Consider the following 19,783-nt stretch of genomic DNA (forward strand, 5'->3'; position numbering starts at 1 on the left):
ACGAGCGTCGGGGCAGCAGCCCGTGCTCCGCTGTTGATCTGACACCATTCCCCGGGGGCACCGTTCGGCGGATGGACGGGGCTCGTTTGGAGAGACTTGCGACCAGGGGACGGATGGGACCGCGCAGTGCGGGGCTACGAACGCCAGGAGCGAGAGCCGGCGGCTGACGTCGACCACCTCTCTCGGTTCGAGGCCGAGATGGAGCGGCTGAAGACCGAGCGGGAGAAGGCCGTCCAGCACGCCGAGGATCTCGGCTATCAGGTCGAGGTGCTGCGCGCCAAGCTGCACGAGGCGCGCCGCAGTCTGGCGACCCGGCCTGCCTACGACAGCGGCGGCGACCTCGGCTACCAGGCCGAGCAGTTGCTCCGCAATGCCCAGATCCAGGCGGATCAGCTGCGCGCCGATGCCGAGCGCGAGATGAGCCAGGCCCGGTCGCAGACGCAGCGCATCCTCCAGGAGCACGCCGAGCAGGCCGCCCGCCTGCAGGCCGAGCTGCACGCCGAGGCGGTCGCGCGGCGCCAGCAGCTCGACCAGGAGCTGGCCGAGCGCCGCCAGACCGTCGAGTCGCACGTCAACGAGAACGTGGCCTGGGCCGAGCAGCTGCGCGCCCGCAGCGAGCAGCAGGCCCGCCGTCTCCTCGACGAGTCGCGGGTCGAGGCGGACCAGGCGCTGAGCACCGCCCGCGCGGAGGCCGAGCGGGTCGCGGCCGAGGCCCGCCAGCGGCTGACGAACGACGCCGAGTCGGCCCGCGCCGAGGCCGAGGCGCTGCTGCGCCGGGCCCGTACGGACGCCGAACGGCTGCTGAACGCCGCGTCCACCCAGGCCCACGAGGCCACCGAGCACGCCGAGCAGCTGCGCAGCTCCACGGCGAACGAGTCGGACAGCGCGCGCCGCCAGGCCACCGAGCTGAGCCGGGCCGCCGAGCAGCGGATGACGGCCGCCGAGACGGCGCTGCGCGAGGCGCGCGCCGAGGCGGACAAGGTCGTCGCCGAGGCGAAGGATGTCGCGGCCAAGGCCCTGGCCGGTGCCGAGTCGGCGAACGAACAGCGCACCCGCACGGCGAAGGAACAGGTCGCCCGGCTGGTCAGCGAGGCCACCAAGGAGGCCGAGAACACCAGGTCGGAGGCCGAGCAGGCGGTCGCCGAGGCCCGTACCAAGGCCGAGAACATCGTCGCGGAGGCCGAGGAGAACGCCCGCAGCCTCACCGCGGAGGAGACCGCCTCCCAGCTGTCCAAGGCGGCCCGTACCGCCGAGGACGTGCTCAACAAGGCGTCCGAGGACGCCAGGAAGACCACGAGGGCGGCGGCCGAGGAGGCCGAGCGGATCCGTACCGAGGCGGAGTCCGAGGCGGACCGGCTGCGCGCCGAGGCGCACGACATCGCCGAGCAGCTCAAGGGCACGGCGAAGGACGACACCAAGGAGTACCGCGCCAAGACGGTCGAGCTGCAGGAGGAGGCGCGCAGGCTGCGCGGCGAGGCCGAGCAGCTGCGTGCCGACGCGAACGCCGAGGGCGAACGCATCCGCAGCGAGGCCCGGCGCGAGGCCGTCCAGCAGATCGAGGAGGCGGCCGGGACCGCCGAGGAACTGCTCGCGAAGGCCAAGGCGGACGCGGACGAGTTCCGGACGACCGCGACGACCGACAGTGAGCGCGTGCGCACCGAGGCCATCGAGCGCGCCACCGCGCTGCGCCGGCAGGCCGACGAGACCCTGGAGCGCACCCGCAAGGAGGCCGAGAACAACCGCGCCGAGGCCGTCGAGCTGGCCGAGACGATCAAGGCGGAGGCCGAGCGGGCCGCCGAGTCGGCGCGTGAGGACTCCGAGCGCGCCATAGCGGCCCGCCGGACGGAGGCCGCCGAGGAGCTGACCCGGCTGCACACCGAGGCCGAGCAGCGGCTCGCCTCGGCCGAGCAGTCGCTGAGCGAGGCGCGGACGGAGGCCGAGCGGATCCGTCGCGAGGCCTCCGAGGAGACCGAGCGCCTGCGCGGCGAGGCCGCCGAGCGGATCCGTACGTTGCAGGCGCAGGCCGAGGCCGAGGCGGACCGGCTGCGCAACGAGGCCGCCGGGGACGCGTCGGCGTCGCGGGCCGAGGGCGAGAACATCGCCGTACGGCTGCGTTCGGAGGCCGCGGCGGAGGCCGAGCGGCTGAAGTCGGAGGCCCAGGACAGCGCCGACCGGGTACGGGCGGAGGCCCAGGCCGCGGCCGAGCGGCTGGCGACGGAGGGCGCCGAGACGCTGGCCGCCGCCCAGGAGGAGGCCGTCCGGCGTCGCCGCGAGGCCGAGGAACTGCTCGGTTCCGCGCGCCAGGAGGCCGACCAGGAGCGTGAGCGGGCCCGCGAGCAGAGCGAGGAGCTCCTCGCCTCCGCGCGCAATCGCGTCGAGGAGGCCCAGGCCGAGGCCGTACGGCTGGTCGAGGAGGCCGACCGGCGCGCGACCGAGATGGTCTCGAACGCCGAGCAGACCGCGCAGCAGGTCCGCGACTCCGTGTCCGGGCTGCACGAGCAGGCCCAGGAGGAGATCTCGGGCCTGCGCTCCGCCGCCGAGCACGCGGCGGACCGCACCCGTACCGAGGCGCAGGAGGAAGCGGACCGGGTCCGCGCCGACGCGTACGCCGAGCGGGAGCGCGCCTCCGAGGACGCGGGCCGCGTCCGGCGCGAGGCGGCCGAGGAGACGGAGGCCGCCAAGTCCCTGGCGGAGCGCACGGTCTCGGAGGCGATCACCGAGTCCGAGCGGCTGCGGTCGGAGGCCTCGGACCACGCCCAGCGGGTGCGCACCGAGGCGTCGGACGCCATCGCGGGCGCCGACCAGGACGCCGCGCGCGCCCGCGCGGAGGCCCGGGAGGACGCGAACCGGATGCGTTCGGACGCGGCCACGCAGGCGGACACCCTCATCAACGAGGCACGCTCCGAGGCGGAGCGGCTGACGAACGAGACGAACGCGGAGGCCGAGCGGGTCCGGGCCGAATCCACCGCCAAGGCCGATCAGTTGGTCTCGGAGGCGACCGGTGAAGCGGAGCGGCTGCGCGCCGAGGCCGCCGACACGGTCGGTTCCGCGCAGCAGCACGCCGAGCGGGTCCGTACCGAGGCCGCCCGGGTCAAGTCCGAGGCGGAGGCGGAGGCGGAGCGGCTCACCTCGGCCGCGCGCGAGGAGGCCGACCGGACGCTGGACGCGGCGCGCCAGGAGGCCAACAAGCGGCGCTCCGAGGCTGCCGAGCAGGTCGACACCCTCATCTCGGAGACGGCGTCGGAGGCCGACAAGCTGCTTGCGGAGGCTCAGCAGAGCGCGCAGAAGACCACGGCGGACGCCGAGGGCCAGGCCGACACGATGGTCGGCGCGGCCCGCAACGAGGCCGAGCGGCTTGTCTCCGAGGCGACCGTGGAGGGCAACTCCCTTGTGGAGCGTTCCCGTACGGACGCGGACGAGCTGCTGGTCGGCGCGCGCCGGGACGCGACCGCCATAAGGGAACGGGCGGAGGAGCTGCGCGACCGCGTCACCTCCGAGATCGAGGAGCTGCACGAGCGGGCCCGCCGCGAGTCGGCCGAGACGATGAAGAACGCCGGTGAGCGCTGTGACGCGCTCGTGAAGGCGGCCGAGGACCAGCTGGCCGAGGCCGAGGCGAAGGCGAAGGACCTGGTCGCGGAGGCCAACTCCGAGGCGAGCAAGGTGCGGATCGCCGCCGTCAGGAAGGCCGAGGGGCTCCTCAAGGAGGCCGAGCAGAAGAAGACCTCGCTCGTCGCCGAGGCGACGGAGATCAAGGCCGAGGCCATCCGCGAGGCACGCCTGGCCGTCGAGGAGGGCAAGCACGAGCTGGAGGTGCTGGTCCGGCGCCGCGAGGACATCAACGTCGAGATCTCCCGTGTCCAGGACGTCCTGGAGGCGTTGGAATCCTTCGAGGCCCCGTCGGGCAACAAGGACGGTGGGGTCAAGGCGGGCGCCACCGCCGGCGCGACCCGTTCGGGTGGCAAGTCGTCGGAGGGCTAGCCAGAAGATCCCATTCCGCACCTTTCCGGACCTTTGGTGCCGACTCTGGCAAGCGCTCTGACAGCCAGCCACCCAAAAGGAGTGTCATTCTCCAGATCAAACACGTATCCGCTCGATGACACACCGCTTTGGCCCCTAGGATTCCCCCTATCACCTCACCGGTCTCATTCGACAGGAACCCCATGAGCGACACTTCCCCCTACGGCTTCGAGCTTGTGCGGCGTGGGTACGACCGCGCTCAGGTGGACGAACGCATTTCGAAGCTCGTCTCCGACCGTGACAGCGCTCTGGCCCGTATCACTGCTCTCGAGAAGCGCATCGAGGAGCTCCACCTCGAAACGCAGAACGCCCAGGCCCAGGTCACCGACGCCGAACCGTCGTACGCGGGTCTCGGCGCGCGGGTCGAGAAGATCCTCCGCCTCGCCGAGGAGGAGGCGAAGGATCTGCGCGAGGAGGCCCGTCGCGCGTCCGAGCAGCACCGCGAGCTCGCCGAGTCGGCCGCGCAGCAGGTCCGCAACGATGCAGAATCGTTCGCTGCGGACCGCAAGTCCAAGGCGGACGACGAGGGCGTCCGGATCGTCGAGAAGGCCAAGACCGACGCCTCTCAGCTGCGCCAGGAGGCGCAGAAGGACGCCCAGTCCAAGCGCGAGGAGGCGGACGCCCTCTTCGAGGAGACCCGCGCGAAGGCCGCGCAGGCCGCCGCCGACTTCGAGACGAACCTCGCCAAGCGCCGCGAGCAGTCCGAGCGTGACCTGGCCTCGCGTCAGGCCAAGGCCGAGAAGCGCCTCGCGGAGATCGAGCACCGCGCGGAGCAGCTCCGCCTGGAGGCCGAGAAGCTGCGTACGGACGCCGAGCGCCGCGCCCGCCAGACGGTGGAGACGGCTCAGCGCCAGGCCGAGGACATCGTGGCCGACGCGAACGCCAAGGCCGACCGCATCCGCTCGGAGTCCGAGCGCGAGCTGGCGGCGCTGACGAACCGTCGCGACTCCATCAACGCGCAGCTCACGAACGTCCGCGAGATGCTCGCGACGCTCACGGGCGCCGCGGTGGCCGCCGCGAGCACGCCTGCCGAGGACGAGCCGATCTCCCGCGGGGTTCCGGCCCAGCAGTCCCGGTAACCGTTTCCCGTTCACGGCTGCGGCCCGCACCCTCCTCGGGTGCGGGCCGCAGCCGTGGGCGGCGATGGGCGCGGGGAACCGCGCGACAAGCCCCGGCGGCCGGGCCGTGAACCCCGGTGAACAGGCGGCAAAGACCCGCTCGCCCAAGTAGCGCGGCCCAGGGCTCCGCCCTACCGTGGCCGCATGATCGAGCTCGAGGGGCTGACCAAACGGTACGGCGAGAAGGTGGCGGTCGATCAGCTGTCCTTCACTGTCAGACCCGGCATCGTGACGGGGTTCCTCGGGCCCAACGGCGCCGGCAAGTCCACCACCATGCGGATGATGCTCGGGCTCGACCGGCCCACCGCGGGCGACGTACGGATCGACGGACAGCACTACGACCATCTCAAGGACCCGCTGAAGTACATCGGCGCCCTGCTCGACGCCAAGGCCATGCACGGTGGCCGCAGCGCCTTCAACCACCTCCTCTGTCTCGCGCAGAGCAACGGCATCCCGAGGGCGCGGGTGGACGAGGTCCTCGACACGGTGGGACTGACCGCGGTCGCGCGGAAGAAGGCCAAGGGCTTCTCGCTCGGCATGGGCCAGCGGCTCGGCATCGCGGGCGCGCTGCTCGGCGACCCGCGGATCCTGATGTTCGACGAGCCGGTCAACGGCCTCGATCCCGAGGGCATCCACTGGATCCGCAACCTGATGAAGTCGCTGGCCGCGCAGGGGCGGACGGTGTTCGTGTCCAGTCACCTCATGAGCGAGATGGCGCTGACCGCCGACCACCTCGTCGTCATCGGACAGGGCCGGCTGCTCGCCGACACCTCCATGGCCGACTTCATCCAGCGCAACTCCCGGTCGTACGTCCGGATCCGCACCCCGCAGCGCGAACGGCTGCTCGATGTGCTGCACGAGGCCGGGATCACCGTCGTCGAGAGCGGCAGCGGCGCCCTGGAGGTGGACGGCGGCAAGTCCGAGCAGATCGGTGAGCTGGCCGCACGTCACCAGCTGGTGCTGCACGAGCTGAGTCCCCAGCAGGCCTCTCTGGAGGAGGCCTTCATGCAGCTGACCGCGGAGTCGGTGGAATACCACGCGCACTCCGACACCCCGCCCCGGGAATGGGGCGGCGACTGGCGGAAGGAGACCTGAGCATGGCCGCCTCGCAGGTCCTCAGGTCCGAGTGGACCAAGATCCGGTCCGTCGCGTCCACGGTCTGGACACTCGGCCTGGCCTTCGTCGTCACGATCGCGCTCGGCTTCCTGATCTCGCTGCTGTCCAAGAACGAGTTCGACAAGATGAACACGAAGGACCGGCTCTCCTTCGACCCGACGTACATCAGCTTCGCCGGGATGAGCCTCGGTCAGCTCGCGATGATCGTGTTCGGGGTGCTCGTGGTCGGCAACGAGTACAGCACCGGCATGATCCGCACCTCGCTCGCCGCGGTCCCCCAGCGGGCCACGTTCCTCTTCAGCAAGGTCGCGGTGGCGACGGGGCTCGCCTTCGTGATCGGCATCATCACCAGCTTCGTCGCGTTCTTCCTCGGCCAGGCGACGCTCGGTACGCACCGGGCGTCGATCGGCGACCACGGGGTGCTGCGCGCGGTGATCGGCGGCGGGCTGTACATGACGCTGATCGCGGTGTTCTCGATGGGCGTGGCGACGATGCTGCGCAGTCCGATGCTCTCGCTCGGCATCCTGATGCCGTTCTTCTTCCTCATCTCCAACATCCTCGGCGCGGTCTCGGCGACCAAGAAGATCGGCCGCTATCTGCCCGACCAGGCCGGCAGCAAGATCATGCGGGTGGTGACCCCGATCGGCGACGACACGCCGTACGGGCCCTGGGGCGGCCTCGCGATCATGGCCCTGTGGGTGGTCGCCGCGCTCCTCGGCGGCTACGCGCTGCTCAAGAGGCGGGACGCCTAGGAGACACGCGAGCCGAGGAGGGGCCGGCGGCAAGACCGCCGGCCGCAGGGTGGACGCGTGCGGCAGCGCACGGGTGCGGCGGCGGACGCCCGGTGAGCGCGCCGGTCACGGGACGGACGGGCACCGGCGCACGGGTGCGGCGGCGGACGCCCGGTGGGCGCGTGAGCCGGGGGTGGCGGCCGTAAAGCGCGCGGACCGTGGAGCGGGACCCACGTGAGACGCGAGCCGCGGGAGGCGTTCGTGTCGCGCGGCGGGACCGCTGAGAAGCGTATGCCGCGCGGAGGAACGCCCGGCAGGCGTACGCCACGCGGGGCGGCACGACAGGCGTACGCGTCTCAGCGCGGGACACACGACAGGCGCACGCCACGCGGGGCTGACCCACCCGGAGCCGCACGCGTCTCGACGCGGGACGGACGACAGGCGCACGCCACGCGGGGCGGCACGACAGGCGTACGCGTCTCAGCGCGGGACACACGACAGGCGCACGCCACGCGGGGCTGACCCGCACGACAGGCCTACGCTTCTCGGCGCCGACCCGCCGGGAGGCCTACGCTTCTCGGCGCCGACCCGCCGGGAGGCCTACGCGCGGTCAGGGACCGGTGTGTGCGACGTCGCCGTCGTCGGGCGGGGGCGGCCCCGGGATCAGCCCGTCGAAGTCCGTCCAGCCCTCCCAGCGCCAGACGTCCTTGTCGAGGTCGGGCTGGAGCGGCACGAAGCGGCCGAGTTCGAAGTCGCCGGCCTCCAGGTCGAACCAGCGCTCGTCGGCGACCTCGGTACCCAGACCCACGGTCCGCGCCGTCAGCCGGACCAGGAGCTTCACGCCGAACGACCCCGTGAGGTCCTTGCCCTGGATGTGCCGGAACGGCAGCTCCGCCACCGGCGCCTGGACCGGTATCCACACGGTGAACGGCGCCCCGCGCTCGACCGCGAGCCAGTACCGCTCGTCGGCCGGCTGCCCCTGGGCGTCCAGGACCTTCAGCCACTGCTTGTAGATGACCAGGCTGCCGTCGTGCGGGGAGCGCTCCAGATAGCGCAGATGGACACGGGCGCGCAGATCCACGACGGACAGGTTGTCGAAGCGGTTGTAGAAACGCACGGCGATGATCGCGTCCTCGCTGTTCGCGTGCTGCCGTGAGTAGCCCGGGAAGTCGGCGGTCCAGGCGTGCGAGATGCTGGCCCGCTGCCGCCAGACGAACGGCCGCAGCGCGAACATCTTGATCAGCACGATGCCCAGCAGCACCGCGGGCACCAGGGCGCCCGTGACGGAGGCGACCGTGGCGAGCAGCTGGTGCGCGGTGCTGTCCGGTTCGGGCGCCAGACTGTCCGTCCCGACGCTGGCCCGCAGGACCGCGAGACTGAGGTCGAGCAGCCGCTCCCCGTTCGAGAACCGCTCCGCCATCGACCGCCCGGAGTGCTCGGTCAGCGTCCAGGCCGCGGCGATGACGACGGAGAGCCCGGCCAGCGCGCCGAGCGTCATCAGCAGCAGCGCGTGGACGGTACGTCCGGCGATCCACCAGCGAACGGACGTCCTAAAGCGCGGATGCGTCCGCCCCCGCCCGGCCGCTCCCCCGGCGTCCGCCCCTTGCCTCGTGCGCCTCAACTCGTATCCCCCGTAACCGACTTCGTCCCCACTCGTAGAATGGGACGGCATGATTCCCGGTGTCCGTTCCGGCCAACCCTGCCGCGGCGGGCGAGAGCGGGCCCCGCCCCGGGTACATCTCGCGTGAAAGGCTGTGCCCGTATCGCGCGACCACCCCCGAAGGGCGTCACCGTGACGACGAAGGACCGAAGCCTCCAGGCGCTTGGCCTGGACGACGTACCGGCCAAGCAGCCGCTCACCTATCCGGGCCGGCCCACCCCCGAGCCCTCCCTGCTGACCGGCGGCGAGCTGCTCCAGCTCGATGTACGACCGCTGCGGCTCGGCGAGTGGTACGTGGAGGAGCGTCAGGCGCAGCAGCGGCTCGACGAGGCGCTGGCCGACCTCGGCCAGGCCGGCACCGGGAACCGCCACCCGGTGATCGCGGTCGGTTCGAACGCCTCTCCCGGTCAGGTCGCCCACAAGCTCACCCGGCTCGGCATCCCGGCGACCGTGCCGATGGTGCCGGTGCGGGTGCACGGCATCGGGGTGGGGTGCTCGGGGCACATCAGTCCGGCGGGGTACGTGGCGGGGACGCCGTACGTCGACCGGGGCGCGTCCACCACGCTGGTCGTCACCTGGCTGGACCCGACGCAGCTGAAGGCCGTGGACGACACGGAGTTCCCGGACTACCGGCGGGCGATACTGCCCGGCGACGCGTTCGAGATGACGATGCCGTCCGGGGAGCGGCTCGGCGGCGCGTACATCTACTTCAGCGCGCACGGGGTGCTGGCGGACCCGGCCACCGGACGGCCGCGGCCGGGCGGCGGCGACCAGGCGGAGCTGCTCGCCGCGCTGCTCGCCGGGTCCGCCCGGCTGCGTGAACTGCTCGGACCGGATCCGGCGGCCTGGGTGCGGCAGGCCGGCGCCGACCGGGCGCTGCGCGAGCGGGGCACCCTCGTCTTCGGCGAGGAGGGCTGGGTACTGCCGCAGACGGACTTCCTGCCGTACGCCGACGACGCGGCCGAACTGCGGCTGTACGACGACCTGCCCCCGCTGGACGACTCGCTGCCGCACCGGGGCTGAGGACGCGCCGCGGGCGAGGTGGGCGCGGCCGGCTCCGGAGTTCCCTTTTCCGGCCTGACCTGGGACGACGGGTACCTGACAAGGGCTGGGCCGGGACCGGATCTCCCGGCCGATCCCTCCCGCGCCTCTCCCCCGCGTGACCTGCACGGTTTTACTTTCTCTTGAGCGGAACCGTCAGCGCCCCGATATCCTCCTAACCCTTACGGGGGCGTGCGCCCCGACGTCCTGAACCTTTCGATGGGTGCGGAGCATGATCGAGGCAGTCGGCCTGACGAAGCGCTACGGCGCCAAGACGGCCGTGTACAACCTTTCCTTCCAGGTGCGGCCGGGCGCCGTCACCGGCTTCCTCGGGCCCAACGGCTCCGGCAAGTCGACGACGATGCGGATGATCCTCGGCCTCGACAACCCCTCCTCGGGCCAGGTGACGATCGGCGGCTTCCCGTACCGCAAGCTGCCGAACGCGCCCCGCCAGGTCGGCGCGCTGCTCGACGCCAAGGCCGTGCACGGCGGCCGGCACGCCCGCAACCACCTGCTCTGCCTCGCCCAGCTGTCGGGCATCCCGGCCCGCCGGGTCGACGAGGTGCTCGGTGTGGTCGGTCTCCAGGACGTGGCCAGGAAGCGCTCCAAGGGCTTCTCGCTCGGCATGGGCCAGCGGCTCGGCATCGCCGCCGCGCTGCTCGGCGACCCGCAGGTGCTGCTCTTCGACGAGCCGGTCAACGGCCTCGACCCCGAGGGCATCCTCTGGGTCCGCAACCTCATGAAGGCGCTCGCGGCGGAGGGCCGTACGGTCTTCGTCTCCTCGCACCTGATGAGCGAGATGGCGCTGACCGCCGACCACCTCATCGTGATCGGCCGCGGCCAGCTGCTCGCCGACCAGAACATCAAGGACTTCATCTCGCACAACTCGGCCGACTTCGCCCGGGTCCGCACCCCGGACACGGAGCCCCAGCAGCGCGAGAAGCTGACGGCCGCGCTGACCGAGGCGGGCGGCCAGGTGCTCCCCGAGCAGGACGGCGGCCTCCGGGTCACCGGACTGCCGCTGCCCCGCATCAGCGACCTCGCGCACGCCGCCGACGTACGCCTGTGGGAACTGTCGCCGCACCAGGCGTCGCTGGAGGAGGCGTACATGCGGATGACGCAGGGCGCCGTCGACTACCGCTCGACGATCGACCAGCGGGCCGGACTCCAGCAGGAGCTGCCCCCCGGCTCGATGCCGCCGCCGCAGATACCCGTGCCGGGACAGGGTCAGCCGGGCTGGTACGCGCCGCCGCCGCCCCAGCAGGGCGGCCGGCCCTTCGCGATGCCGCCGGGAGCGCCTCAGGCGGGCCCGTACGGCGCTCCGGGCGCCCCGGCGGCCGGCCAGGGCCCGTACGGCGCCGCGCCCGCTCCTGGCGCCGCGGACGCCAACCCGTACGCCCAGCCCGCGCCGCAGGCCCCCGCGCAGCCTCCCGCGGCCCCCGCCGCGCCCGCCGCCCCCGACCTCACCAAGCCCGAGGACGCCCGATGAGCACGCCCCAGCCGCCGATGCCGCAGCCGACCGCCGCTGCCCCCCACTGGCAGGGGGCGCCCGGTACCTCGTACACCTCGCCGATCCCGGTCACCCGCACCCACCTCGGGCACGCGCTCACCTCCGAGTGGACGAAGATCAGGTCGGTGCGCTCCACGCTGTGGACGCTCGGCGTCTTCCTGCTCCTGGTGATCGGCATCGGCTTCCTGGTCGCCGCGCAGACCCAGGACACCGACTTCGGCGACGTGCCGTACACGATCCCGGCCTTCTTCGGGCTGATCCTCGGTCAGATCTGTCTGATCACGCTCGGCGTCCTGGTGGTCTCGTCCGAGTACGGCACGGGCATGATCCGGACGACCTTCACGGCCTCGCCGCAGCGCCACCGGGTGCTCGCCGCCAAGCTGATCATCTTCTTCCTGGTCGCGTTCGCCGTCTCGGCCTTCGCGATCGGCCTGGTCGGCCTGTTCACCTCGGGGATGCACGGCGGCGCCTCGCACGTCCCCTGGGGCGGCTCGGTGCTCAAGGGCGCGCTGTACGTCTCGCTGCTCGGCGTCCTCGCGCTCGCGGTGGGTTCGATGCTGCGGCACTCGGCGGGGGCGATCACCACGATGCTCGGCGTCGTCCTGGTTCCCGCGATCATGCCCGCGTTCCTGATGATGTCCGAGAGCATGCGCACGATCGGCGAGAAGATGCAGGAGTACAACGCTCCCAACGCCCTCGCCAGGATCTTCTCGCTGGACAGCGACAACGGCACCGGCGGCGCGCAGCTCGGGCTGCTCGCCGGGGTGACGGCGGCGGCGATCGCCGGCGCGTTCGTCCTGCTGGAGCGCCGTGACGTGTGACGTCGCCCGGCGCCTCAACAGGGGCTAGAACCTGGGCGAGTTACGGGACCGCTGCACCCGCGTGGTGCGGCGGTCCTTCGCGTTCCAGCAGGCCTTGTGCCAGTGCCGGCGCTCGTCGACGCCCGAGTGCTCCGGCCAGGCCACCACGTGCGGGAGGCCGGAGGGGATCATCTGGTCGCAGCCCGGACAGCGGTAGGTCTTGCCCTCCGCGCTGGCGCCCGCCACATGACGCACGTTCCACTCGTCGCCCTGCCAGCTCTCCGTGGACTGCCAGCCGCCGTACCGCCCGGAGCGGTCGTCCTCCGCGCTCCGGCCGGAGGGGTCAAAACCCTTGGAACGGTTGCGACGCGGGGACACAGGACACCTCACGGAGCTGTACAGGGGGGCAGGGACCTCGTCCAGCCTACGCGGCACCCGCAGGGGTAGGCGTACCTCACAACCCGCTCAGATCGCCCTCCCGTCGGAGCATTCTGCAGACAATCCGGAAATCCCTCCGACAAGCCGTGTCTTCGGCACGTGTCGGACGGTTATGCCGGTCGGGGGAGCTCCGCGTCGGAGCCGAGGAAGCAGGAAGCACCATGCACGTTGGAAGTTTTGTACTGGCGGCCCAGTTCCCCGGACAGGGCCAGGGAGAGGCGCTGCACCGGGCGGTGCGGACGGCCGAGGTCGCGGAGGCGGCCGGGCTCGACGCGGTGTGGCTGGCGGAGCACCACTTCGTGCCGTACGGGACGTGCCCGTCGGCCGTGACCCTCGCCGCCCTGCTGCTCGGCCGTACCAGCCGCATCCGCGTCGGCACCGCCGTGAGCGTACTGCCCACCGTCCACCCGGTGGCGCTCGGCGAGCAGGCCGCGCTGCTGCACGTGACCTCCGGCGGCCGTTTCTCGCTGGGCGTGGGGCGCGGCGGCCCCTGGGTCGACCTGGAGGTCTTCGGCTCGGGCCTGGAGGCGTACGAGAAGGGGTTCCCCGAATCACTCGATCTGCTGGTGCGCTGGCTGCGCGAACCGTCCGTGGAGGCCCGCGGCGAGCGGTTCGCCTTCCGCGAGGTCCCCGTCGTCCCCAGGCCCTCGGAGGCACTGAGCGGCTCCGCCGGTCCCGAGGTCGTCGTCGCCTGCACCTCACCGGCGAGTGTGCGGCTGGCGGCCGAACGCGGACTGCCGATGCTCCTCGGCATGCACATCGGTGACGAGGAGAAGGCCGAAATGGTGACCCTGTGGCGGCAGTACGCGCGTGTGGCGGGGCGGCCCGCGGACGAGATCCGCGCCGCGGCCCATGTGTCCGCCGGCGTCTGCCAGATCGCGGACCGCCGCACCGACGCCGTGGAGACGCTCCTCAAGGCGATGCCGGGCTGGCTGAAGCAGGGGCTGGACGCGCATGTGACGGTCGACGGCCGCGCGCGCTCGATGCGGGACCCGCACGCGTACACCGAACTGCTCTGCGGGCTGCACCCGGTGGGCACCCCCCGGCTGTGCGCCGACCGGCTCGCCGCGACCTCGGAGCGGACCGGCATCTCCCGCTTCGCCCTGCTCGTCGAGGGCTCGGGCGATCTGGCGGCGACGGAGGAGAACGTGCGCAGGCTCGGCGCCGAGGTCCTCCCCCACCTCGGCTGACCCCCGCACGCGGGAAGCTTGCCGCCCCGGTACAGATGCACCTCCCGCGTACGGAGCGGCAAGCAGTGCGGCATCAAGGCGTCAGCAGTCGCGGAACTCCGGCGACTGGTTCAGCAACTGACTGCGCACCGAGGTGAAGCGTGCCAGTGTGTCGTCCACTGAGGCGTCCAGTGGGAACACCGCCACCCGGTGGCAGTTCTGGAAAGCCAGCCGCACACCGAAGTGCCGCTGCAGCGCGCCGCGTATCGCGTCACTCGCGAGCGCACGCAGCAGCTGGCCACGTGCCTGCTCGTCCGGCGGAGGCGTCTGGTTGTCGGCGAAGTTGCCGCCGTCCACCTTCAGCTGGGCCACCAGGGAGCTGATCATCTCCCATGCGTAGGGCAGGGAGGTCCGGACGCAGTCGACGAATTCAGCTTCGTCGACCTCGCCTCGCTCGGCCTTTTCGAGTAGGGCCGGTGAGACGTCGAGCGACATGGGTTCTCCTCTCGCACCCCCAGAGCGCGGGGGTTGCCGGACAGATGAGGGAACTCGCGATCTCCAACACGCTGAGTACACGCATCGCGACCTCCCGTTTATACGGTAAGCAACGGACCGTGACGGCACCAGGAGAATGCGCACATAGTGAACTCCCACTAGGCACACAATCAGCCACGACCGAACGGGCGTCTTCCAGGGCGAATCGCGTCGACCTGTGCCCGTCGAGTAGCGTTGCCGACCATGCGTCTCGTCATTGCCCGCTGCTCCGTCGACTACGCGGGCCGGCTCACCGCCCATCTCCCTTCGGCCCCACGCCTCATCCTGGTGAAGGCGGACGGGAGCGTCTCGATCCACGCGGACGACCGCGCCTACAAGCCCCTCAACTGGATGTCGCCGCCGTGCACCCTGAAGGAGGGCGCGGGCGAGGAGGAGGGTGTCTGGACCGTCATCAACAAGGCGGGCGAGAAACTCATCATCACGATGGAGGAGATCCTGCACGACTCCTCGCACGAACTCGGTGTGGATCCGGGCCTGATCAAGGACGGCGTGGAAGCGCACCTCCAGGAGCTCCTCGCGGACCGCATCGACACGCTCGGCGAGGGCTACACGCTCATCCGCCGCGAGTACATGACGGCCATCGGTCCCGTCGACATCCTGTGCCGCGACGCGGAGGGCGGGACGGTCGCCATCGAGATCAAGCGACGCGGTGAGATCGACGGCGTGGAGCAGCTCACCCGCTACCTCGAACTCCTCAACCGCGACCCGCACCTCGCGCCGGTCCGGGGCATCTTCGCCGCCCAGGAGATCAAGCCGCAGGCCCGCGTCCTCGCCACGGACCGCGGCATCGGCTGCACGGTGCTGGACTACAACGCGCTGCGCGGCATCGAGGACGACAAACTGCGCCTGTTCTGACGCACGCCGCCGGGACTTCTGACGCACGACCGCCACTCACGCGCACGAGCGCACAGCGCGGGGCCGGGTCCGACGGACCCGGCCCCGCGCTGTTCCCGGTCTCAGATCAGCCCGCCGCTCGGGGACCCGGCGTCACCGCCGCCCGTCGGCACACCCGCGGAACCGCTCGCCGGGGCGCCGACGGTGGCGCTGCTCACCGGGGCGCCGGAGGAGGGACCGCTCGCGCTGTCCGAGGTGGACGGCGACATCGACGGAGAGGTGCTGACCGAGGGCGACGCGGAGGGGGACGCCGACTTCGTCGGGGAAGCGCTCGGCGACTTCGTCGGCGGCTTGGTCGTGGGCGACTTCGAAGGCGACCTGGACGGCGACTTCGACGGCGACTTCGACGGTCCGGCCCCCGACCCGTGCGTTCCGGTCGGGTCGTCCGACGGCTTCCCGCCGGCCGGTGGCGTCGGGTCGTCCGACGTCCCGTACGTACCGTCGGGGCCGGGATCGGTCGGCGTGCTCACCGCACCCGAGGGGCTCTCGCCGTCGCTCCCGCCCTTCTTCGGCTTGTCCGCGTCGAGGCTGCTGTCGTCGGAGCCCTGGCTCGCCGAGGGGTTGACGCCGACCTTCTCGGACGGGGTCTCACTGTTGTTGTTCGAGGTCGCGCCGAGCGTCACCACGGTGCCCAGCACGGCCACCAGGAGCGCTCCCGCGCCCGCGGCCACCAGATTGCGCCGGGTCCCGCTCACCAGACGCCCGGCGACCCCCGCGTGCTTGTCCGCGCCCGGCCGCGACCGATGGGTGATCAGCGTCGAGGTCTCGCCGTACGGATCGGACAGCGCCACCGCGGGGAACGCCGCGGGTACGCCACCGGGCGGCGAAGCCGACTCCTCGTGCCGCGCCTCGGACACCTCCTCGCCGGCCGTCCCACCGCCGGCGGGCAGTGCCTCGCCGGAGCGGTCGGCGACCAGCGCGAGGGCGCGGCGGCCCGCCACGGTGCCGCGTTTGTCGGCGAGCGCGCCGCGCAGCCCGATGGAGGCCTCCAGTTCGACGCGGGCCCGGTCCAACTGGTCGCCGCAGAGCGCGAGGATGCCCAACTCGTGGTGGAAGTAGGCCTGTTCACCGACCTCTCCGGCGAGCTGGGAGGCCTCGGCACCGGCCCGCAGGGCCCGCTCCCAGGCGCTCCAGTGCAGCCCGGCGGCGAACGCGGGCGCGGCCGTGCGCGCCAGCAGCACGGCGGGGTCCTCGTCCTGCTCGTCGGCCGGGGCGGTGCCCAGCGGGACCAGCACCCCGAGCGCGGCGAGCACGGCGTCGCCCTCGGCGCAGACCCGCTCCGCGCTGACCGAGGGGTGTCCGGCCCACCAGGTGTAGTGCTGGGCCGCGGCGCGGGCCTGCTCCTCGATGTCGTCGGCGTATCCGGCGGTCTCCAGCTGGGCCTGCACACCGGCCGCGAGCCGGTAGCGGGGGCCGACCGGGGAGACCAGCGAGCAGCTCGCCAGTTCGGCGAGCGCGGCGTCGGCGTGGGTGTCACCCATGAGGGCGGGCAGATGCGCCTGGTGCGGCACCTCGCCGCCCAGGGCGACGGCGAACCGCAGGGTGGCGCGGGCCGACTCGCTGAGCCGGGACGCGAGGAGTGAGGCGGGTGCGGCGCCCTCGGCGAGCGAGGGCAGCGGTATCGCGGTGCTCTCGTCGTCGTCCGGGGACGCGTCCGCCGGGGTGTCCTCGAGATAGCCGTAGGCGTCGAAGGCGCTCGGGTCGGCGCTCAGCTGGTCGCGCTGCCGAAGCAGCGCGCCGGCCTGTACGAAGCGCAGCGGGAGTCCCTCGGACTCGAACCAGAGGTCACCCGCCCAGTTCGACTCCTCCTCGGTGAGCGGGCGGCCGACAGCCCGCTCCAGCAGTTCGAGGCCGCCCGCGCGCCCGAGGCCGCCGAGGTGCACCTCTTCGAGGAGGGAGTCGGCGGACGGACCGGGGACGTCGGGGGTCGCGGCGACGAGGAAGGCGCACTCGGGTGTGGCGTCGAGGAGCTCGTCCAGCGCGGCGCCGCCGATCTCCGCGTCGTCGAGGACGACGACCGCGCCGATCGTGTGGACGAGTTCGCTCAGCTCGTCCCGTTCGGGCCGGTGCAGGGGCGCGCGGTACACCGCGGCGAAGAGGTCGTGCAGGAGGTCGTTCGCGCCGCGCCGGTAGCCGGAGAGACGGACGACGCCGTCGGGAGCGAGGTCCGCGCAGTCCTCGGCGACGGCCTCGAGGAGGCTGGTGCGGCCGGAGCCGGCGGGGCCGGTGAGGCGTACGGAGCGCCCGCGCGCCAGCAGGCGGACCAGCTGTTCGCGCTCGTCCTGGCGCTCCAGGAGCGGCAGCCGGGGCTGGGCCGGTCCCGGCGGTACGGGTGGCTGGGAGGCCCGGGTCAGTTCGGCCCGCTCCGCGGCGGTGAACTTCACGGGCCGCGGCGGCCGCTCGTCCGGCGGGCAGGTCTTTATCTCGCTGCCGTCGACGGGATTGACGGTGAGCAGGAGGTCGCCCGAGACCAGCTGAACGGTACGCACCACAGCGGGCGTGTGCTGCCCCAGGTCCGCGGCGAGCGGATCGCGTGGCGGGCGCGGGCGAGGCGCCCGACCGTCGTCGTCATGGACGTACTCTTCGGATCCGTGGTTCTTCGGGTCCATGTTCCAAGCCCCCCAAAAGCGTCGTGTGCCGAGCCCCTCCCGGCCTGGCTGCACACCGCGCTGTCGCTTCTGGTCCGGTGCCCGCTCTCAGGGTTTCGGGCGGCGGGCAGCCGAACCCTAAACCTTCGCACAGTATCTAGGAACAGCCGGGGTACCGCGCCGCCCGAGACGTCACAGCTTCATGAGGATTGTGCGCGTCGTACGTTTCGTACGCCGCTCAGGTGGTACCTCGCTCAGGGCGCGTACGCCGGCGGGCGCACCCGGACGGCCGCGCGCGGGGACCGCGACCGGTCACACCCGGGGCAGCGACTCGACCCCGATGCCGCCCTCGATCGCGAGGATCCGGTGCAGCCGGGTGGCCACCAGCAGACGCTGCATCTGCGGTGGCACGCCGCGCAGCACGAGCCGGCGGCCGCACCGCCCGGCCCGTCGGTGGGCCCCCATGATGACACCGAGCCCGGTGGCGTCCCAGGAGTCCAGCTCGGACAGGTCGAGCACCAGGTCGCCGGTTCCGTCGTCGACGGCCGAGTGCAGGACCGTACGGGCGTCCGCCGCGCTGCGTACGTCGAGGCGGCCCCCGACGACCACCTCGGCGTGGTCGCCCCTGATGTACATATGCGCTCCCCTGGAGTGCGTCTCGTACGCTGCGTCAGCCTGCGTCTTCCGTGTGCACCGTCTGACTGCCCTGAGGGCTCAGAGGTTGCCGTCTGTAAGCGAACCGATACCGAATTCACCTCATGGGGTGATGCTCCAGAGGTCCACGCGGTTTCAGTGCTTGTAGAAGCCCTGCCCGCTCTTGCGCCCGATGTCACCGGCGTCAACCATCCGGCGCATCAGCTCCGGCGGGGCGAACTTCTCGTCCTGGGTCTCGGTGTAGATGTTGCCGGTGGCGTGCAGAAGGATGTCGACGCCGGTCAGGTCGGCCGTGGCGAGCGGGCCCATGGCGTGCCCGAAGCCCAGCTTGCAGGCGAGGTCGATGTCCTCGGCGCTCGCCACGCCGGACTCGTAGAGCTTGGTGGCCTCGACGACGAGAGCCGAGATGAGGCGGGTCGTCACGAAGCCGGCCACGTCACGGTTGACGACGATGCAGGTCTTGCCGACGGACTCGGCGAACTCCTTCGCGGTGGCGAGGGTTTCGTCACTCGTCTTGTAACCGCGCACCAGTTCGCACAGCTGCATCATCGGCACCGGCGAGAAGAAGTGGACACCGACGACCCGCTCCGGGTGTTCGGTGGCCGCCGCGATCTTGGTGATCGGGATAGCGGAGGTGTTCGAGGCAAGGACGGCGTCGGGACGGACGATCTTGTCGAGGGCCCGGAAGATCTCGTGCTTGACCTCGAGCTTCTCGAACACCGCCTCGACCACGACGTCCGCGTCCGCGGCGGCGTCGAGGTCGGTGGTCGCGGTGATCCGGGCGAGCGCGGCGTCGGCGTCGTGCGCCTCCAGCTTCCCCTTGCTCACGAACCGGTCGTAGGAGGCCTTGATCCCGTCCGTGCCACGCTTCAGCGCCTCGTCGGTGACGTCGCGCAGAACGACGTCCCAGCCCGCCTGCGCGGACACCTGGGCGATGCCGGACCCCATCAGGCCGGCTCCGATGACGGCGAGCTTCCGTGCCACTGTGCGACTCCCCTGACGCGCTGTATAGGTCTGCCTCTCCGGCGGACACTAGCGCTCGTGAGGGCCCGTGTGACCGGTAAGTAATGCGCGTCACGTCTCATCTGACGGACATCACACCGGATGGCTCACCCCGCGTCGCGCACCCCGCAGTTGAGCGCCTCGGCGCCCAACAGGTCCTGTGTCCCGCCGAGGAGGACGGCCGCCCGCTGTGACACTTCGTCCGGATTGCGACCGGCCCCCGCCTCCCGCCCGACGAGCGCCGTGACGATCCGGCGGAGCCCTCCCGCCGCACCACCGCGCCGTCCGGTGGACGCGCCACGGACGGACGGGCGGACGCCCGCGCCACCGCCCGTCACCCCACCGCCGACCGCGCAACGCCCCGTCACCCCACCGCCGACCACCCCACCGGCCACCGGCCACCGGCCACCGGCCATGCGGCGTCCCGACCGCCCTCGGCCCGGCGGCGCCCGCCGTGACGGTGGGCACACGTGCGCTCCGCGAGGCCGGG

Annotated in this window: 16 protein-coding genes; 9 read left to right on the forward strand and 7 right to left on the reverse strand. The window is 72.1% G+C overall.

Annotated features, from left to right (window positions below):
- Window positions 1-126: 126 nt before the first annotated feature.
- The 4 genes from scy to GFH48_RS13775 all read left to right on the forward strand — a co-directional run bounded on the left by scy (window position 127) and on the right by GFH48_RS13775 (window position 7,003).
- Window positions 127-3,978: a polarized growth protein Scy gene (gene scy, locus GFH48_RS13760; RefSeq protein ID WP_153288558.1), complete on the forward strand. Its 3,852-nt coding sequence runs from the start codon at window positions 127-129 to the stop codon at window positions 3,976-3,978.
- A gap of 182 nt (window positions 3,979-4,160) precedes the next feature.
- On the forward strand, window positions 4,161-5,096 hold the full coding sequence (locus GFH48_RS13765; protein ID WP_153288559.1) for a coiled-coil domain-containing protein: 936 nt from the start codon (window positions 4,161-4,163) through the stop codon (window positions 5,094-5,096).
- Window positions 5,097-5,279: 183 nt separating this feature from the next.
- Window positions 5,280-6,230, forward strand: coding sequence for an ABC transporter ATP-binding protein (locus GFH48_RS13770; RefSeq protein ID WP_153288560.1), 951 nt, complete (start codon window positions 5,280-5,282; stop codon window positions 6,228-6,230).
- 2 nt (window positions 6,231-6,232) lie between these two features.
- Window positions 6,233-7,003: an ABC transporter permease gene (locus GFH48_RS13775; protein ID WP_153288561.1), complete on the forward strand. Its 771-nt coding sequence runs from the start codon at window positions 6,233-6,235 to the stop codon at window positions 7,001-7,003.
- 589 nt (window positions 7,004-7,592) lie between these two features.
- Here GFH48_RS13775 and GFH48_RS13780 read toward each other — a convergent pair.
- Window positions 7,593-8,654 carry a hypothetical protein gene (locus GFH48_RS13780; protein WP_153288562.1) on the reverse strand — a complete coding sequence of 354 codons (1,062 nt, stop codon included), beginning with the start codon at window positions 8,652-8,654 and terminating at the stop codon, window positions 7,593-7,595.
- A gap of 120 nt (window positions 8,655-8,774) precedes the next feature.
- Here GFH48_RS13780 and GFH48_RS13785 point away from each other — a divergent pair, with 120 nt between their 5' ends.
- From GFH48_RS13785 to GFH48_RS13795, 3 genes are all read left to right on the forward strand, one after another.
- Window positions 8,775-9,665 (forward strand): hypothetical protein, encoded by an 891-nt coding sequence (locus tag GFH48_RS13785; RefSeq protein ID WP_228120560.1) that lies wholly within the window; start codon window positions 8,775-8,777, stop codon window positions 9,663-9,665.
- A gap of 250 nt (window positions 9,666-9,915) precedes the next feature.
- The gene (locus GFH48_RS13790) at window positions 9,916-11,172 is read left to right on the forward strand and encodes an ABC transporter ATP-binding protein (protein WP_153288563.1); all 1,257 of its coding nucleotides are present in this window, start codon (window positions 9,916-9,918) and stop codon (window positions 11,170-11,172) included.
- Window positions 11,169-12,014 carry an ABC transporter permease gene (locus tag GFH48_RS13795; protein ID WP_403247419.1) on the forward strand — a complete coding sequence of 282 codons (846 nt, stop codon included), beginning with the start codon at window positions 11,169-11,171 and terminating at the stop codon, window positions 12,012-12,014. Before GFH48_RS13790 ends, GFH48_RS13795 begins: the two co-directional genes overlap by 4 nt.
- Before the next feature lie 24 nt (window positions 12,015-12,038).
- Here the strand turns inward: GFH48_RS13795 and GFH48_RS13800 are convergent, their stop codons facing one another.
- Complete coding sequence (locus GFH48_RS13800) at window positions 12,039-12,371, reverse strand: ATP/GTP-binding protein (RefSeq protein WP_153288564.1); 333 nt, start codon at window positions 12,369-12,371, stop codon at window positions 12,039-12,041.
- 221 nt (window positions 12,372-12,592) lie between these two features.
- Here GFH48_RS13800 and GFH48_RS13805 point away from each other — a divergent pair, with 221 nt between their 5' ends.
- Window positions 12,593-13,621, forward strand: a complete 1,029-nt coding sequence (locus tag GFH48_RS13805; RefSeq protein WP_153288565.1) for an LLM class flavin-dependent oxidoreductase — start codon at window positions 12,593-12,595, stop codon at window positions 13,619-13,621.
- 81 nt (window positions 13,622-13,702) lie between these two features.
- Here the strand turns inward: GFH48_RS13805 and GFH48_RS13810 are convergent, their stop codons facing one another.
- Entirely contained in the window at window positions 13,703-14,095 is a 393-nt protein-coding gene (locus tag GFH48_RS13810; RefSeq protein WP_101400700.1) for an SCO5389 family protein, read from the reverse strand.
- 243 nt (window positions 14,096-14,338) lie between these two features.
- Here GFH48_RS13810 and nucS point away from each other — a divergent pair, with 243 nt between their 5' ends.
- Window positions 14,339-15,010 (forward strand): endonuclease NucS, encoded by a 672-nt coding sequence (gene nucS, locus GFH48_RS13815; RefSeq protein WP_194280581.1) that lies wholly within the window; start codon window positions 14,339-14,341, stop codon window positions 15,008-15,010.
- Between the two features lie 101 nt (window positions 15,011-15,111).
- On the opposite strand, the gene GFH48_RS13820 is transcribed toward nucS, so the two are convergent.
- The 4 genes from GFH48_RS13820 to GFH48_RS13835 form a co-directional block, all read right to left on the reverse strand.
- On the reverse strand, window positions 15,112-17,658 hold the full coding sequence (locus GFH48_RS13820; RefSeq protein WP_153288567.1) for an ATP-binding protein: 2,547 nt from the start codon (window positions 17,656-17,658) through the stop codon (window positions 15,112-15,114).
- 291 nt (window positions 17,659-17,949) lie between these two features.
- Window positions 17,950-18,273 carry an STAS domain-containing protein gene (locus GFH48_RS13825; protein ID WP_153288568.1) on the reverse strand — a complete coding sequence of 108 codons (324 nt, stop codon included), beginning with the start codon at window positions 18,271-18,273 and terminating at the stop codon, window positions 17,950-17,952.
- Between the two features lie 153 nt (window positions 18,274-18,426).
- Complete coding sequence (locus GFH48_RS13830; protein WP_153288569.1) at window positions 18,427-19,275, reverse strand: 3-hydroxyacyl-CoA dehydrogenase family protein; 849 nt, start codon at window positions 19,273-19,275, stop codon at window positions 18,427-18,429.
- Window positions 19,276-19,400: 125 nt separating this feature from the next.
- Window positions 19,401-19,709, reverse strand: a complete 309-nt coding sequence (locus GFH48_RS13835) for a hypothetical protein (RefSeq protein ID WP_153288570.1) — start codon at window positions 19,707-19,709, stop codon at window positions 19,401-19,403.
- Window positions 19,710-19,783: the final 74 nt, after the last annotated feature.

This window comes from Streptomyces fagopyri, assembly GCF_009498275.1.
Lineage (GTDB): Bacteria > Actinomycetota > Actinomycetes > Streptomycetales > Streptomycetaceae > Streptomyces > Streptomyces fagopyri.

Coding starts and splice junctions, on each gene's coding strand:
- GFH48_RS13835 (WP_153288570.1), bottom strand. CDS start 19,709: ATGGCCGGTGGCCGGTGGCCGGTGGCCGGTGGGGTGGTCGGCGGTGGG.
- GFH48_RS13780 (WP_153288562.1), bottom strand. CDS start 8,654: ATGCCGTCCCATTCTACGAGTGGGGACGAAGTCGGTTACGGGGGATAC.
- GFH48_RS13765 (WP_153288559.1), top strand. CDS start 4,161: ATGAGCGACACTTCCCCCTACGGCTTCGAGCTTGTGCGGCGTGGGTAC.
- GFH48_RS13810 (WP_101400700.1), bottom strand. CDS start 14,095: ATGTCGCTCGACGTCTCACCGGCCCTACTCGAAAAGGCCGAGCGAGGC.
- GFH48_RS13825 (WP_153288568.1), bottom strand. CDS start 18,273: ATGTACATCAGGGGCGACCACGCCGAGGTGGTCGTCGGGGGCCGCCTC.
- GFH48_RS13770 (WP_153288560.1), top strand. CDS start 5,280: ATGATCGAGCTCGAGGGGCTGACCAAACGGTACGGCGAGAAGGTGGCG.
- GFH48_RS13820 (WP_153288567.1), bottom strand. CDS start 17,658: ATGGACCCGAAGAACCACGGATCCGAAGAGTACGTCCATGACGACGAC.
- GFH48_RS13795 (WP_403247419.1), top strand. CDS start 11,169: ATGAGCACGCCCCAGCCGCCGATGCCGCAGCCGACCGCCGCTGCCCCC.
- GFH48_RS13775 (WP_153288561.1), top strand. CDS start 6,233: ATGGCCGCCTCGCAGGTCCTCAGGTCCGAGTGGACCAAGATCCGGTCC.
- nucS (WP_194280581.1), top strand. CDS start 14,339: ATGCGTCTCGTCATTGCCCGCTGCTCCGTCGACTACGCGGGCCGGCTC.
- GFH48_RS13790 (WP_153288563.1), top strand. CDS start 9,916: ATGATCGAGGCAGTCGGCCTGACGAAGCGCTACGGCGCCAAGACGGCC.
- GFH48_RS13805 (WP_153288565.1), top strand. CDS start 12,593: ATGCACGTTGGAAGTTTTGTACTGGCGGCCCAGTTCCCCGGACAGGGC.